This is a genomic window from Xylophilus ampelinus, assembly GCF_003217575.1.
Lineage (GTDB): Bacteria > Pseudomonadota > Gammaproteobacteria > Burkholderiales > Burkholderiaceae_C > Xylophilus > Xylophilus ampelinus.
Window position 1 is genome coordinate 31,769 of record NZ_QJTC01000002.1, and the last position, 13,520, is coordinate 45,288.

Below are 13,520 nucleotides of genomic sequence, written 5' to 3' on the forward strand. Positions count from 1 at the left end.
AAGATCATCGATTCCCACGCCCATTCCGTTCCCGAGAACGACGCGACCCTGCTGCAGCTGCCCAACGACGCCGATCCGCTGGAGGCGGCGCTCGACGGCGTCGCGCGCATCGACCTGGTGTTTCCCAAGTTCACCGACGGCCGCGCCTACAGCCAGGCTTTCCTGCTGCGCCGCCGCCGCGGCTTCACCGGCGAGATCCGCGCCACCGGCGACGTGCTGATCGACCAGCTGGTGCAGATGTCGCGCACCGGCTTCAGCGTCGCGGTGCTGAAGGACGGCGTCGATGCGGCCGATGCGCAGCGCCAGTTCGACCGCTTCGGCGGCTTCTACCAGGGCGACGCGGTGCATGTGCAGCCGCATTTCAAGGAGGCGGCTGCGGCCTGATCCGATGCGCCTCGACCTCGCACTCGTCAACGCGCAGTTCGGCCACGACGCGCAAGGCCTGGTGGACTGGGCCATCGGCCTGGACCAGCCCGCCATCGTCACCACCAACTTCCGGCCCTTCGAGGCCGTGATCCTGCACATGGTGTCGCGCGCGAACCCCGCCGTGCCGGTGGTCTGAGATCATCGATTCCCACGCCCATTCCGTTCCCGAGAACGACGCGACCCTGCTGCAGCTGCCCAACGACGCCGATCCGCTGGAGGCGGCGCTCGACGGCGTCGCGCGCATCGACCTGGTGTTTCCCAAGTTCACCGACGGCCGCGCCTACAGCCAGGCTTTCCTGCTGCGCCGCCGCCGCGGCTTCACCGGCGAGATCCGCGCCACCGGCGACGTGCTGATCGACCAGCTGGTGCAGATGTCGCGCACCGGCTTCAGCGTCGCGGTGCTGAAGGACGGCGTCGATGCGGCCGATGCGCAGCGCCAGTTCGACCGCTTCGGCGGCTTCTACCAGGGCGACGCGGTGCATGTGCAGCCGCATTTCAAGGAGGCGGCTGCGGCCTGATCCGATGCGCCTCGACCTCGCACTCGTCAACGCGCAGTTCGGCCACGACGCGCAAGGCCTGGTGGACTGGGCCATCGGCCTGGACCAGCCCGCCATCGTCACCACCAACTTCCGGCCCTTCGAGGCCGTGATCCTGCACATGGTGTCGCGCGCGAACCCCGCCGTGCCGGTGGTCTGGATGGACAACGGCTACAACACCGCCGCCACCTACCGCTTCGCCGACGAGGTGACGAAGCTGCTGCAGCTCGACCTCCACATCTATTTGCCCAAGCGCTCCCGCGCGCACCGCGAAGCGGTGGAAGGGGCCACGCCGGCACTCGACGACCCGCGCCACGCCGCGTTCACCGAAGAGGTGAAGCTCGAGCCCTTCGCCCGTGCCCTGCGCGAAACCGCGCCGAAGGTCTGGTTCACCGCGCTGCGCGCCACCGACACCGCGGTGCGCGCCACGATGGACCCGGTCAGCGTCAATCCCGACGGCCTCCTCAAGGTGGCGCCTCTGCTGCACTGGGCGTCGAAGGATCTCTACCACTACTGCGAGAAGCACGGCCTGCCCAACAACTTCGACTACGTGGACCCGACCAAGGGCGAGGACAACCGCGAATGCGGCCTGCACCTCGCGCACTGACCGTCCGCCCCATGCCCCACGCCTCCTCCACGATGAACGCACGCCAAGACACCGAACTGCTGCACGCGGCCCCCGCCACGACGTCGCCCGCCCGCCTGTCCAACACCCACCTCGACGCGCTGGAAGAAGAAACCATCTTCATCCTCCGCGAAGTGGCCGCCACCTTCGAGCGGCCGACGCTGCTGTTCTCCGGGGGCAAGGATTCGCTGGTGCTGCTGAAATGCGCCGAAAAAGCTTTCCTGGACTCGAGAGGCTCCTCCGGTAGCCGAGGCCGCATCCCGTACCCGCTGCTGATGATAGACACCGGCCACAATTTTCATGAAGTGACCGACTTCCGCGACTTCCGCGCGAAGGAGCTGGGCGCCGAGCTGATCGTGCGCAGCGTCGAGGATTCTATGGCCCGCGGCACGGTGCGGCTGGCCCATCCGGGCGAGAGCCGCAACGTCCACCAGTCGGTCACGCTGCTGGAGGCGATCGAGGAGTTCCGCTTCGACGCGCTCATCGGCGGCGCCCGCCGCGACGAGGAAAAGGCCCGCGCCAAGGAGCGCATCTTTTCGCACCGCGACAGCTTCGGCCAGTGGCAGCCCAAGGCCCAGCGGCCCGAGCTGTGGACCCTGTTCAACACACGCCTGGCGCCGGGCGAGCATTTCCGCGTGTTCCCGATCAGCAACTGGACCGAGCTCGACGTGTGGCAGTACATCGACCGCGAGCAGATCGCCCTGCCCTCGCTGTATTACACCCACCGCCGCGAAGTGGTCGAGCGCAAGGGCCTGCTGGTGCCGGTCACGCCGCTGACGCCGCTGCGCGACGGCGAGGTGGCGGAGACGCGCGACGTGCGCTTTCGCACCGTCGGCGACATCACCTGCACCTGCCCGGTCGAGAGCGATGCGGCGAGCGCGGCCGACATCGTGGTCGAGACGCTGGCGGCCGACGTGAGCGAGCGTGGCGCCACGCGGATGGACGACAAGACCTCCGAGGCTTCGATGGAGAAGCGCAAGAAGGACGGGTACTTTTAGTTCTCCCCCAGGCTTGCTCAGCCCGCTGCCGCGGGCAGTAGCCGCCTACCCCCTGCCGGGGGCGGCACCGGTGGACCGGCGGAGCCGGATCCACGGTGCCCCTGGATGGGCGCTTTGATTGATTGAGGTGATTTTATGAACAACGCTACAAATACCATAGCTGCTTGTCCGCACGGGGCGCTGGCTACAGGCCAAAATGACGCTGAACACGCGGCTGCGCTGCGCTTCATTACCTGCGGCAGTGTCGACGACGGCAAGAGCACGCTGATCGGGCGGCTGCTGGTCGACAGCAAGACGGTGTTGCAGGACCAGCTGGCCGGCGCGCAGCGTGGCGGCGAGACGGATCTGGCGCTGCTGACCGACGGACTGTCGGCCGAGCGCGAGCAGGGGATCACGATCGACGTGGCCTACCGCTACTTCGCCACGGCGCGGCGCAAGTTCATCATCGGCGACGCGCCTGGGCACGAGCAGTACACCCGCAACATGGTCACGGCGGCGTCGAGCGCCGACGCGGCCGTCGTGCTGGTCGATGCGACCAAGCTGCGCTGGGCCGCTTCCGAGGAGACGGGCGAACTGCTGCCGCAGACGCGCCGCCACACGCTGCTGGCGCACCTGCTGCGGGTGCCGTCGATCGTGTTCGCGGTCAACAAGCTCGACGCGGTCGACGACCCGGCTGTGGTGTTGCGCCGCATCCGAACCGCGCTGGAGGCGTTCACCGGGGCGGCCGGCATCGCGTCGGTGGCCACGGTGCCCGTGTCGGCGTTGACGGGCTGGAACGTGGTCGATGCCAAGGGCGACGGCTGGGCCGGCTACGAAGGCCCCTCGCTGCTGGCACTACTGGAAGGTTTGCCCAACACGCCGGCCGATACCGCCGAGCCCTTGGCCTTCCCGGTGCAGTGGGTCGAGAAGTTCTCGTCCTCCTCCGACACCTCGCAGGGCCGGCGCACCTTCTGGGGCCGGGTGGCGGCGGGCGGCGTCGCGCCCGGGCAGGAGATCACCGTCATGCCGAGCGGCCAGACGGCCACCGTCGCCCAGGTGCTCGACCATGCGCGCCGCACGAGCGACGTAGCCGCGGGCCACAGCGCCGGCATCGTGCTCGACCGCGAGGTGGACGTCTCCCGCGGCGACTGGCTGCTGGCGCCGGGCGCGTTCGCCCCGACCCGCGAGATCGCCGCCACCGTCGCCTGGCTCGACGACGAGCCGCTGGTGCCGGGCCGCGTCTACTGGGCGCTGCACGGGCACCGCTGGGTAAAGGCCAAGGTCCGGCGCATCGTCGACCGGCTCGACATCCAGACGCTGGCCCGCGAAGCCGCCACCGAACTGCCGGCCAACGCGCTCGGCCACGTCGAATTGACGCTGCAGGAGCCGGTCGCGGTGCGGCCTTTCGCCCAGGCGCGGATGCTGGGCGCGATGATCCTGGTGGACACCGCGAGCCACAAAACATCGGCAGCGGTGTTGATTCAGTGAACACTACATTTCTCGGCACGGTTAAAATGCGGGGTTTCTACCGTCTCACCATCACACGCCCATGACCCACGTCGTCACCGAAAACTGCATCAAGTGCAAATACACCGATTGCGTGGACGTGTGCCCGGTCGACTGTTTCCGCGAAGGCCCCAACTTCCTGGTGATCGATCCGGACGAGTGCATCGACTGCGCAGTCTGCATTCCCGAATGCCCTGCCAACGCGATCTACGCCGAGGAAGACGTGCCGGCCGACCAGCTGGCCTTCATCAAGCTCAACGCCGAACTGGCGCTGGCCGCCGGCTGGAAGAGCATCACCAAGCGCAAGCCCTCGATGCCCGACGCCGACGAATGGCGCGACAAGCCGGGCAAGCTGGCCGAGCTGATCCGCTGAGCACATCGACGGCGGCCCGCTGCCGCACCCCACCCCGCAACGGGAGGCCGCGCGCCTCCCGTTTCTCATGGAGCCGCCGATGAACCCTCTGCCCGTTTCCGACGCGCCCATCACGACCGACGCGCTGATCGTCGGCGCCGGCCCGGCCGGCCTGTTCCAGGCGTTCGCGCTGGGCTTGCTGGGCATCCGGTCGCACATCGTGGATGCGCTGCCGCATGTGGGCGGGCAGTGCATCGCGCTCTACCCCGACAAGCCGATCTACGACATTCCCGCGCTGGCGGTGTGCACCGGCCGCGAGCTGGTCGCACGGCTGCAGCAGCAGGCCGCGCCGTTCGAGCCGGTGTTCCACCTGGACCAGGAGGTGTCGACCGTGGTGCCCGCGGCCGACGGCAGCGGCTTCGCCGTTCTGACCTCTGCCGGAACCTGCTTCGATGCCAAGACGATCCTGCTGGCAGCGGGTGTCGGCGCCTTCACGCCGCGCCGGCTGAAGATCGACGGGCTGGAAGCCTTCGAAGATACGCAGGTATTCCACCGTCTGCAGACACCGCTGGCCCACGCGGGACATGCGGTGCTGGTGGTCGGCGGCGACGACGCGGCACTGGAGGCCGCCGTGGCGCTGGCCAGTGCCGGCGCGCGTGTCACGCTGGCCTACCGCCGCGAGGCGCTGCCGGCGGGAGACGCCGCGATCGCCGCGTTCCAGGCCGCCCGCGACGCAGGCGCCCTGCACTTCCAGGCCGGCCAGGTCACCGGCATCGAGGCGCGAAACGATCGGCTGACCGCGGCCCGCCTGCTGGACGGCCGGGGCGAAACGCAGACGATCCCGCTCGATGCGATGTTCGTGCTGCAGGGCCTGAGCCCCCGCCTCGGCCCGATCGCCGACTGGGGCCTGGCGCTCGCCCGCAAGCAGGTGCCGGTCGATACCGAGAGCTTCGCGACCGCGGTGCCCGGCATCCATGCGGTCGGCGACATCAACACCTATCCCGGCAAGAAGAAGCTGATCCTCTCGGCCTTCCATGAATGCACGCTGGCAGCCTTCGGGGCTGCTGCGCGTATCTTTCCGAGCCAGGCCATCCCGTTGCAGTACACGACGACCAGCACGCGCCTGCACCAGTTGCTGGGCGTGGGCACTGCAACCGCCTCCGATTGACGGCATATCGTGCGCCTGCGGTGTTGTGTTGTTGCACTGCAGTGAAACCCACCCGCCCGCGGGGAAATCACACCGGTAAAATCACGCTACCCCGCGCGGCCTTGCCCGTGGGGCCGCTGGGGGTGTTGCAGTGCATGCGCTGCGACTGAGAGAGTCCCTTCGAACCTGATCGAGGTAATCCTCGCGCAGGGAAGGCACGTTCGGACCTGGTCGCGTCTGCTCCCTGGGCAGGCATCTCAGACGGCCCTCCCGGGTCACACGCACGCTGCCCCTGCTCCGCATCCAAGGACGGCGCCCGTGCCCCGTATCGACTTTCATCCGCGATGCAGCCTGCGTGCCGCCCTGCATTACCCGCGCGTGGCGGTCCTGCTGCTGATCGGCGGCAGCGCCTGGGCGCAGACCACCGCGACTTCTGCAACACCATCCCGACTGCGCCCGGTCACCGTCGACGCGCGCCGCGCCGCGCCGCAGGCCGACATCGCCGGCTTCGGCGACCTGCCGCTCGAAGAGGTGCCGGTCACCGGGAGTGTGATCGGGCGGGACCAGCTGCAAGACAGCGGCGCGCGGCGCCTGGCCGACCTGACGCGGTTCGACCCGTCGGTGACCGACGCGTACAACGCGCCGGGCTACTGGGACTACCTGACGGTGCGCGGCTTCGTGCTCGACAACCGCTTCAACTACCGCCGCGAGGGTCTTCCGATCAGCGCGGAAACCACGATCCCGCTCGACAACAAGGAGCGCATCGAGATCCTGAAGGGCACCAGCGGGATTCAGGCCGGCACCAGCGCGCCCGGCGGCCTGGTCAACTACGTGGTGAAGCGCCCGACCGAGCAGGACCTGCGCGAAGTGCGGGTCGAGGCCACCTCGCGGGCCAGCCTGCTGGGTGCGGTGGACCTGGGCGGGCGTTTCGGCACCGACCGGGTCTTCGGCTACCGGCTCAACGTCGCACAGGAGCGGCTGCGTCCGCTGACCCGCAACCTCGACGGCGAACGCAGCCTGCTCGCCTTCGCCGGCGACTGGCGCATCAGCCGCGATTCGGTGCTGGAGGCCGAAGTCGAATGGAGCCGCAAGTCGCAGCCCAGCCAGGGCGGCTACAGCCTGCTGGGCAACCGGCTGCCGGCGCCGGTCGATCCGCGCCTCAACCTCAACAACCAGCCGTGGTCGCAACTCTCGGTGTTCGAGGCGCTGACCGGCACGTTGCGCTTCCAGCAGGCACTGACTGGCAGCTGGCACTGGACGGCGCAACTCGGCCAGCAACGTCTGAAGAGCGACGACCGGCTGGCCTATGCCTTCGGCTGCGGCGCCGAGGGCAACTTCGACCGCTTCTGCTCCGACGGCACCTACGACGTCTACGACTTCCGCAGCGAGAACGAGCGGCGGCTGCAGCAGTCGGCCCAGCTAGGCCTGCAGGGACGGGCGCAGACGGGCAGCGTCACGCACGACCTGTCGTTCGGCATCCTGACCGGCCGGGTGCGCAACCGCTTCCACGACCAGGCCTACAACTACGTCGGCACCGGCAACGTGGAAGGCACGCTGGTGACGCCGTCCGACCCCGCGCTGACCGGTGTCAACACCAACCGCGACGAGCGCAATATGGAGCTGTCGGTGCAGGACGCGATCCGCTGGAACGACCGCTTCACCACCTGGGCGGGGCTGCGGCACACCCGGCTGTCGCGCGATAGCGTCCGCACCGACGGCTCCCGCCCGACCGCCTACGACGACGGCCTCGCCACGCCCTGGCTGGCCGCCGGTGTCGCGCTGGCACCGGGGCAGATCGCCTATGCGAGCTACGGCGAAGGCGTCGAATCGCAGATCGTGCCTAACAAGACCTCGCAGTACTCCAATGCCGGTGTGGCGTTGCCGTCGCTCAAATCAAGGCAGTGGGAACTGGGCTTCAAGGGGGGCGACGAGAAACTTCGCTGGCAAGCGGCCTGGTTCCGCATCGTGCGCCCGGTCACGAACCTGGACGCGTGCAACCGCCTGAACATCACGCCCTGTACCGGCGGCTACGACGGCGCAGCGCGGCACCAGGGCCTGGACGCCAGCGTTCAATGGACCGGCGGCCCGTGGCGCCTGGCCGGCGGCGCGATGCTGCTCGACGCGAAGCGCCAGGGCGGCATCCTGGAGCCGGCCACCGACGGCCAGCGCCCGACCAACGTGCCCGACCGCACCCTGCGGGCCCAGGCCGGCTGGCGGGTGCCCGACATCGACGGCCTGGAACTGCAGGCGGGCCTGTCGCACGAAGGGCGGCGCTCGGTATCGCCCGACGGCTCCATCGAGCTGCCCAGCTGGACGCGCACCGATGCCGGCCTGCGTTACGACCAGCGCATCGGCGCCACCATGACGCAGTGGACGCTGTCGGTAGACAACATCTTCGACCGCCGCTACTGGAAGGAATCGCCCTACCAGTTCGGGCATGTGTACCTCTACCCCGGTGCCGCACGAACTTTTCGTATCGCGATGCGCACCAGCTTTTGAAAGCCTGAATTTTCTGTATATAATTTGAGGCTTGTTCCTCGATAGCTCAGTCGGTAGAGCGCCGGACTGTTAATCCGTAGGTCCCTGGTTCGAGCCCAGGTCGAGGAGCCACCTACAAGCCGCGAGGCATCGGAGAAGCCCGCTATGTTATGCATAGCGGGCTTTTTCGTCTGCACCGCGGGTTCGGGCCGAACCACAGTGACTGCGAATGCCGTTGCGATCACGCCTTCTGCGCAGACGCAGCCGACACGTTTGCATCGATGAAACTGGAGAGTTGCAGCGTACTGCCTGCTGCCAGCGCTGCCAGAACCTGCGCCGAGGACCAGCCCGGCTGCAGAATGGCGGTGTTGACCTGGACATCGAGTTCTATGGACATTGCCTGTTGTTCCAGTGTGTTCCATGCACCGGATGCAGCCACCAGATCGGATGCCACGGCAGCGAAGTCCGCAGCACCGCCGTCGGCCAAGGATTGCTTCAGGATCGCTGCCTCCTGCATGAGGTCTGCGCTGAGAGCCTGCCAGACGGACGCGAGATCGCCCGCGCTACCGACGGCGGCGATGATAGCCGTGGACACGTTCTGGTAGGCGGTCACCTGCAGCTTGCAGGCCGCCGCGTCGGCGGCAAGGCCCGAGATTTGCGACTGTTCGACCGCAATCTTCGCAAGGTCGTTCGTGATATCCAGCGTATCGAGGTCGATGACATACTGGGCAGCCGCTGAGATTCCCACCAAAAAGAACTTCAATGCAAGGAACGGCGGATTCCAAGCCGGTGTAAACCGAGCGATCCATAAGGTCGCTTTCGTCGCCGTCGTCTCGAACATGATGTTGTTCTGCAGGGACTTTATGTCGTTGTCCAGTACCTGCACAGCGGCCGTCAATGCATCGACCTGTGCCTGGTCGGCAGCTTCTGCGGCCATGAAATCGGCGACCAGTTGCTGCAATGATGCGGTGAGTGCCGGCAAGCCGCTGTCGAACGACTCGATCGCGGACAGAGAAGCCGCCACGAACTGCGACACCTGATCGATTTGTGCGATCGCCAGGCCGAGCTTTTCGTTCAAGTCGGACAGCGCTTGCAAATCGCCTGGCGATGCTTCTAAAGTGCTCGCGTCACCCGCGGCGGAACTCAAGGTAGCGGCCACCAAGGGTCCATTGGCAACGATGAAGGCAGGCAGAGAACCGAACTTGCTGGCGATGCCGTCGAACCAGGAAACCGCCTGTGTCTGCGCCTCCAAGTAGGTGCTGGTGAAATCGTCCCAGTTCGCCGGCGTGTTCTGCAGCACAGGAAGTGCGGACGCCGCGACGCCGGCAATCGCAGCATTGACGCTCAGGAAATTCTGCCGATAGGTCTGAGCAGCGACGGCCAACCTGGGAGCGCCGGCCTGGATGACTGGATGCAATGGCATGTCTTCGTTTCCTTGGAGCTGGCTACGAAAAGACCTTACGACACAGACGTTTGACACCCGGGTCCGTACGGATGCAGGTGCCTGGAACCGGACAATGGCTGAACCCTCCGAACCCCGGAACCCGGCAGCGTTGGGATTACGCCGCGGCAGCCTGCGAAGTGGTCAGATAAGAAATGATGTCCTGGTGAGCTGCGCCTGCAACCGCCGTTTGTACTTGGGCGGGCGTCATGCCGACCTGGATGTCGGCTTGGGAGTAATTTACGCTGAGCGTCAAATTGACCGCCAACTCATCCACTGCATTCCATTCCACCAGCGCTGCATTGATATCGTCAAGCGCCGCGCTGTATGCTGCATTTTCAGAGTCCGACAGTGCGGCCTTGATGTCGGCGATGGCCGCCTTGATGTCCGCTTCGAAGGTGTTCCATTGTTCGAGCACGGCTTCGACGCTGCTGGCGACGGCTGCCATATCGTTCACGAATTTGGTGAACACCTGGACCGTCGCCACGCAGGTAGCCACGTCTGCCGTGTATTCGTTCATCTGGTTCGTGTCATTGACGATGTTCGCCTTGTCGGCAGCGATCTGATTGGCTGCGACATCGATCCCGTAGGTAGCCCCGGCTATCGTCGCAATACACAGGAATTTCACCAGGCAGCCCACCGGGGTCCACCCGGATATGCGCCCGACATAAAGCGCTGCCCCTGCCATGACGACCTCTCCGACGATCAGGGATTCCTGACTGCTGATGTCTGCGTTGAGGCTCGAGATATCGCTTTGGAACTGCGCTATCTGGCCCTGATCGACCTGCTCCGCGTCGGTAAAATCGGTCACCAGCGTATCGAGTTCGGAAAGCAGAGTCGGCAGCCCGTCGTTGAAACTGCTGACTGCCTGTTGGCAACTGCTGATGAATGCGCTTGAAAAGCCGAGCTGGGACGCGATGTTCTGAAGATCCTCCTGAAGGAAAGCAAGTGTCGACGGATCGGGATTGGACTGGAGAGACGTGGCATAGCCGGCGCAGGTTGTGATCGCCTGCTGGATGGCTTGGTAGTTGCTTTCGACATTTTGCGGAACGGAGTACAGCTGAACCAGGACTTCGTCGAGCCACTGCTGCGCATTCGTCTTGGACGCGATAAGGGTCGCACTGAACTGGGCCCAGTTCGGCGGAGGGTAGTTCAGCGCAGGAAGCGAGGTCTGCGAAACACCTGTCATAGCCGAGGTTACGGTCGCAACATTCTGTTGATAGATCTGCTGGGCAGAGGCAAGGTTGCCCGCATTTTTCACGATGGCTTGCGAGAGAAGCATGGTCACTCCTGTAGAGGAACGTCGGTTCGCGGATTCTATGCATAACCTGCCATAGTTTGTCAGATGGTTATCGCATAGCTGCTGATCGCTGCTGTACCTTCTTTCCAATCTTGTCACACGGAGGCTCGGAAGTCGTCCATTCTGAATAACAAGACGGTCGAGAACGGCTACGAATTCCGGAAATAAACCCGCAGTCTTTAATGGCGCGGTGGCGCGCAATAATCCGTGCTCTTTAAATACCGCCAAAGCAAACGACGGTTTTTTTACCAAAGCTCCGTTCGACGCTTGCTGCAGATGGTGTACGCCTGCTGCCCCCCTCCGCCCGGCGCGCGCGGCCAAGGCGCTGCGTGTCTTCGGGTCATGAGGTCGCTCCGAGGAAGGCGCCGATTCGGGCGCGGATGGGCACGGCGCACGGTGGCTGGTTCGCCACGCAGCTCGATTAGGCGCTCGGCTGCTCGATCCACACCCGCAGGCTGCAGGCCGCGGCTACACCACCGCCGCGCTGGGCATCAACCTGGTCAAGGCCCTCACGCTCACGGTGCAGCGGATGCGCGCCTCACCGGCCCGACGGCACCCTGTATGCCCCAAGCCACCCGCCTGGTGTTCGGCCTTCCAAGGAGCGTTGAACCCGGTCACACCCTGCGGTCGCGGAGTCGCCACAATCGTCGGCATCTTCACCGTCCGAAAGAGAAAGCCCCATGCGACTCCTCCACACCATGCTGCGCGTCGGCGACCTGCAGCGCTCGATCGATTTCTACACCCACGTGATGGGCATGCGGCTGCTGCGTACCACCGAGCGGCCCGAGCAGAAATACTCGCTCGCTTTCGTAGGCTACGGCACCAATCCCGAGCATGCCGAGATCGAGCTGACCTACAACCACGGCGTAGACAGCTACGACCTGGGCAAGGGCTACGGCCACATCGCCCTCGGCGTGCCCGACGTCGCCGCGGCCTGCGAGAAAATCAAGGCCGCCGGCGGCGTCGTCACCCGCGAAGCCGGCCCGGTCAAGGGCGGCACCACGGTCATCGCCTTCCTGAGCGATCCGGATGGTTATCAAATCGAACTGATCGAGCGGGCCTGAAGTCCACAGATTTGCGCGGCGTTACCGCAGATCGCCCAGCCACGCGACCGTCCGCGCGACCAGATTGCCGATCGGCGCGGTGGCATCGAGTGTGAGCACATGGAGTTCGCCCGTCGGAGGCTCCAGCGTCGCGAACTGGTCGGCGACCAGGGCCGGCGAAAAGAAATGGGAGGCACGCGATCCGACGCGTGCCAGGGCTTGGTCGTAGTCGAGCTGGAGAAACACGAAGCCGAGTTGCGGCTGCGCCTGGCGCAGCCGGTCGCGGTAGCGCTTGCGCAGGGCCGAGCAGGTCAGGACGACGCCTGTCGAGGCAGCAGCGGAATCCGGCGCGGTGACCTCTGCCAGCAGCCCAGCCAGGCGGTCGAGCCAGCCGCTGCGGTCGTCGTCGGTCAACGCGATGCCGTCCCGCATCTTGGCGACGCTGGTGAGCGAGTGGTAGCTGTCGCCCTCCAGCATCGGCCAGCCCAGAGCGTCTGCGCATGCCTGGCCGGCGCTGGATTTGCCACAGCCGGACACGCCCATGAAGACGAGCGCCTGCAATCGAGAGTGGAGGCCGGGACGGTCCATTTGAAGTGTTGTGAGAAGCAAGAAGCACCGCAGCATATGCGCGTTGCGCGCGGGCGGGTATCCGATGCCCGCAGCCAGCGCGCTGTCGTAGCGGCCACGGAACCAGAATCGCGGTTGCCATCGCGTAGCATCCGTCCTGCTGGCACGTGCCGGCGCCACTCCGAGGAATTCCTATGGCTAAAGGCCAGCAACGCAACGACAAGATGACGAAGAAGCCCAAGAAGGATACGTCGGCTCCCAAGACCGGCGGCGTATCGGACCGCCCGACCCCTCCGATTACCGCGGTCGTACCCCGCGGCAAGCTGAAGGACAAGGACAAGTAGGACCTGAGGACGAGTGCGTCCATGAAAGGGCCCGCAGTTCCGAAGCTGCCCTGGCTCGAAGCCGGGGACCCGTTACCCGACCCTGAGAACGCGTGGGGGCCGGATGCGCCGGCGCCCGGGCTGCTGGCTGCCGGCGGCGCGTTGGACAAGGCCACACTGCGGGATGCCTACGCGCACGGCATCTTCCCCTGGTTCAGCGAAGGCCAGCCGATCCTGTGGTGGAGCCCCGACCCGCGCATGGTGCTGCGGCCAGCGGAGTTCCGGTTGCACCGGTCTTTTCGCAAGACTCTGCAGCGCTTCCTCATCACCCCGGGCGCGGATCTGCGGATCGACACCGCTTTCGACCAGGTGATCCGGCATTGCGCCCACACGCCTCGACATGGGCAGGACGGCACCTGGATCTTGCCCGAGATGCAGTCCGCCTACGGCGCCCTGCACCGCGCCGGCCATGCCCATAGCGTCGAGGTGTGGGACGGCGGGGACCTGGTCGGGGGCCTCTACTGCGTGGCGATCGGGCAGGCGGTGTTCGGCGAATCGATGTTCGCGCACCGCAACGACGCATCGAAGATCGCGCTGGCGGGGCTGGTGGCTTTCTGCCGCCACCACGGCGTCGGCATGGTGGACTGCCAGCAGAACACCCGCCACCTCGCCTCGCTGGGTGCAGGCGAGATCACCCGCCGCGCATTCCTCGATACGGTGGCGCAGGCCCGCCACCGCCCCGCTCTTGCCTGGTCGTTCGAGCCTCTATACTGGCATTCGATTCTTCCCACACGGTAGT

At 66.1% G+C, this 13,520-nt stretch carries 14 protein-coding genes, 1 tRNA gene, 2 pseudogenes and 1 riboswitch; of the genes and pseudogenes, 14 read left to right on the forward strand and 3 right to left on the reverse strand.

All coding sequences use genetic code 11. The features are described 5' to 3' along the window. The first annotated feature begins 3 nt into the window (after positions 1-3). From DFQ15_RS01565 to DFQ15_RS01610, 10 genes and pseudogenes are all read left to right on the forward strand, one after another. Positions 4-384 (forward strand): DUF934 domain-containing protein, encoded by a 381-nt coding sequence (locus DFQ15_RS01565; RefSeq protein ID WP_110464290.1) that lies wholly within the window; start codon positions 4-6, stop codon positions 382-384. 4 nt (positions 385-388) lie between these two features. Continuing rightward, positions 389-559, forward strand: a pseudogene (locus DFQ15_RS01570) (phosphoadenosine phosphosulfate reductase family protein); the annotation flags it as partial. Between the two features lie 4 nt (positions 560-563). Then, positions 564-944 (forward strand): DUF934 domain-containing protein, encoded by a 381-nt coding sequence (locus DFQ15_RS01575; protein WP_110464290.1) that lies wholly within the window; start codon positions 564-566, stop codon positions 942-944. Positions 945-948: 4 nt separating this feature from the next. Further along, positions 949-1,569 carry a phosphoadenosine phosphosulfate reductase domain-containing protein gene (locus DFQ15_RS01580; RefSeq protein ID WP_110464291.1) on the forward strand — a complete coding sequence of 207 codons (621 nt, stop codon included), beginning with the start codon at positions 949-951 and terminating at the stop codon, positions 1,567-1,569. Between the two features lie 32 nt (positions 1,570-1,601). Beyond that, positions 1,602-2,585 (forward strand): sulfate adenylyltransferase subunit CysD, encoded by a 984-nt coding sequence (gene cysD / locus DFQ15_RS01585; RefSeq protein ID WP_110464292.1) that lies wholly within the window; start codon positions 1,602-1,604, stop codon positions 2,583-2,585. 135 nt (positions 2,586-2,720) lie between these two features. Beyond that, positions 2,721-4,052, forward strand: a complete 1,332-nt coding sequence (locus DFQ15_RS01590) for a sulfate adenylyltransferase subunit 1 (protein ID WP_110464293.1) — start codon at positions 2,721-2,723, stop codon at positions 4,050-4,052. Positions 4,053-4,113: 61 nt separating this feature from the next. Beyond that, positions 4,114-4,443, forward strand: coding sequence for a ferredoxin FdxA (gene fdxA / locus DFQ15_RS01595; protein WP_055839142.1), 330 nt, complete (start codon positions 4,114-4,116; stop codon positions 4,441-4,443). 67 nt (positions 4,444-4,510) lie between these two features. Next, a complete protein-coding gene (locus tag DFQ15_RS01600) occupies positions 4,511-5,590 on the forward strand; it encodes an NAD(P)/FAD-dependent oxidoreductase (protein ID WP_110464294.1) in 1,080 nt (359 codons plus the stop codon). Positions 5,591-5,698: 108 nt separating this feature from the next. Continuing rightward, a riboswitch (TPP riboswitch) is annotated at positions 5,699-5,800 on the forward strand. Positions 5,801-5,887: 87 nt separating this feature from the next. Continuing rightward, the gene (locus DFQ15_RS01605; protein WP_233504223.1) at positions 5,888-8,068 is read left to right on the forward strand and encodes a TonB-dependent siderophore receptor; all 2,181 of its coding nucleotides are present in this window, start codon (positions 5,888-5,890) and stop codon (positions 8,066-8,068) included. 35 nt (positions 8,069-8,103) lie between these two features. Next, positions 8,104-8,179: transfer RNA gene (locus DFQ15_RS01610), tRNA-Asn, on the forward strand. A gap of 109 nt (positions 8,180-8,288) precedes the next feature. On the opposite strand, the gene DFQ15_RS01615 is transcribed toward DFQ15_RS01610, so the two are convergent. After that, positions 8,289-9,470 (reverse strand): hypothetical protein, encoded by a 1,182-nt coding sequence (locus DFQ15_RS01615; protein ID WP_110464295.1) that lies wholly within the window; start codon positions 9,468-9,470, stop codon positions 8,289-8,291. A 136-nt stretch (positions 9,471-9,606) separates the two neighbouring features. After that, a complete protein-coding gene (locus DFQ15_RS01620) occupies positions 9,607-10,770 on the reverse strand; it encodes a hypothetical protein (protein ID WP_110464296.1) in 1,164 nt (387 codons plus the stop codon). Positions 10,771-11,168: 398 nt separating this feature from the next. Here DFQ15_RS01620 and DFQ15_RS17650 point away from each other — a divergent pair. Together DFQ15_RS17650 and gloA are read left to right on the forward strand one after the other, a co-directional pair. After that, positions 11,169-11,326, forward strand: a pseudogene (locus DFQ15_RS17650) (hotdog domain-containing protein); the annotation flags it as partial. 142 nt (positions 11,327-11,468) lie between these two features. Next, positions 11,469-11,852 carry a lactoylglutathione lyase gene (gene gloA, locus DFQ15_RS01630; protein WP_110464297.1) on the forward strand — a complete coding sequence of 128 codons (384 nt, stop codon included), beginning with the start codon at positions 11,469-11,471 and terminating at the stop codon, positions 11,850-11,852. Between the two features lie 21 nt (positions 11,853-11,873). Here the strand turns inward: gloA and DFQ15_RS01635 are convergent, their stop codons facing one another. Next, positions 11,874-12,419: a gluconokinase gene (locus tag DFQ15_RS01635; protein WP_233504224.1), complete on the reverse strand. Its 546-nt coding sequence runs from the start codon at positions 12,417-12,419 to the stop codon at positions 11,874-11,876. A 173-nt stretch (positions 12,420-12,592) separates the two neighbouring features. Here DFQ15_RS01635 and DFQ15_RS17505 point away from each other — a divergent pair, with 173 nt between their 5' ends. Beyond that, positions 12,593-12,742 (forward strand): hypothetical protein, encoded by a 150-nt coding sequence (locus DFQ15_RS17505; protein ID WP_199399794.1) that lies wholly within the window; start codon positions 12,593-12,595, stop codon positions 12,740-12,742. 21 nt (positions 12,743-12,763) lie between these two features. After that, complete coding sequence (gene aat / locus DFQ15_RS01640) at positions 12,764-13,519, forward strand: leucyl/phenylalanyl-tRNA--protein transferase (protein ID WP_110464298.1); 756 nt, start codon at positions 12,764-12,766, stop codon at positions 13,517-13,519. The last annotated feature ends 1 nt before the right edge of the window (position 13,520 follow it).

What these genes read in the sequence shown, in the direction of transcription:
- DFQ15_RS01580 (WP_110464291.1), top strand. Translation starts at nt 949, where the DNA reads ATGCGCCTCGACCTCGCACTCGTCAACGCGCAGTTCGGCCACGACGCG.
- cysD (WP_110464292.1), top strand. Translation starts at nt 1,602, where the DNA reads ATGAACGCACGCCAAGACACCGAACTGCTGCACGCGGCCCCCGCCACG.
- DFQ15_RS01590 (WP_110464293.1), top strand. Translation starts at nt 2,721, where the DNA reads ATGAACAACGCTACAAATACCATAGCTGCTTGTCCGCACGGGGCGCTG.
- fdxA (WP_055839142.1), top strand. Translation starts at nt 4,114, where the DNA reads ATGACCCACGTCGTCACCGAAAACTGCATCAAGTGCAAATACACCGAT.
- DFQ15_RS01600 (WP_110464294.1), top strand. Translation starts at nt 4,511, where the DNA reads ATGGAGCCGCCGATGAACCCTCTGCCCGTTTCCGACGCGCCCATCACG.
- DFQ15_RS01615 (WP_110464295.1), bottom strand. Translation starts at nt 9,470, where the DNA reads ATGCCATTGCATCCAGTCATCCAGGCCGGCGCTCCCAGGTTGGCCGTC.
- DFQ15_RS01620 (WP_110464296.1), bottom strand. Translation starts at nt 10,770, where the DNA reads ATGCTTCTCTCGCAAGCCATCGTGAAAAATGCGGGCAACCTTGCCTCT.
- gloA (WP_110464297.1), top strand. Translation starts at nt 11,469, where the DNA reads ATGCGACTCCTCCACACCATGCTGCGCGTCGGCGACCTGCAGCGCTCG.
- DFQ15_RS01635 (WP_233504224.1), bottom strand. Translation starts at nt 12,419, where the DNA reads ATGGACCGTCCCGGCCTCCACTCTCGATTGCAGGCGCTCGTCTTCATG.
- DFQ15_RS17505 (WP_199399794.1), top strand. Translation starts at nt 12,593, where the DNA reads ATGGCTAAAGGCCAGCAACGCAACGACAAGATGACGAAGAAGCCCAAG.
- aat (WP_110464298.1), top strand. Translation starts at nt 12,764, where the DNA reads ATGAAAGGGCCCGCAGTTCCGAAGCTGCCCTGGCTCGAAGCCGGGGAC.